The sequence below is a fragment of the Azospirillum isscasi genome, from assembly GCF_030849505.1.
Classification (GTDB): Bacteria; Pseudomonadota; Alphaproteobacteria; order Azospirillales; family Azospirillaceae; genus Azospirillum; species Azospirillum isscasi.
The window spans coordinates 1-539 of record NZ_JAUJFI010000399.1; the positions used below are offsets into that span (position 1 = coordinate 1).

A 539-nucleotide genomic window follows, 5' to 3' on the forward strand; every position below is an offset into this window, starting at 1 on the left:
GTTTTTCTCTCAGCATCTTTACTTTTGTCTAAGAGGAAGTAAACATTGATCCCTAATACACTTGGTATCCCTAGGTATCCCAGTACACTGGTGAGACTGAGGAGGGACAGAGAAAGGGTGAGGGTCTTGAGGGTAGGCCATCAGCTTATCACACAAGTGCCTTTCTCCTTGAAGGGATTCTTGTCTTCTGGGATGCCTTTCAGAAGAGGGTCGGTCCCTGATTGGGCCTCTACATAATCCTTGATTTCCTTTCCTGTCTTGGAAATCGGATCACGTGGGTTCTTTACTTCCTTCTTCAACTGCTCCACCTCCATCCTCAGCAGCTCCTTCTCACTGAGATCCTGGGCCTCTACATAATCCTTGATTTCCTTTCCTGTCTTGGAAATCGGATCACGTGGGTTCTTTACTTCCTTCTTCAACTGCTCCACCTCCATCCTCAGCAGCTCCTTCTCACTGAGATCCTGGGCCTCTACATAATCCTTGATTTCCTTTCCTGTCTTGGAAATCGGATCACGTGGGTTCTTTACTTCCTTCTTCAA

Annotated in this window: 1 protein-coding gene; it reads right to left on the reverse strand. The window is 46.9% G+C overall.

Annotation, left to right across the window (positions count from 1 at the left end; translation table 11 throughout):
* Positions 1–140 precede the first annotated feature (140 nt).
* The coding region (locus tag QSG27_RS29190) for a guanine nucleotide-binding protein subunit gamma (protein WP_306712389.1) at positions 141–539 on the reverse strand (399 nt) is incomplete at its 5' end.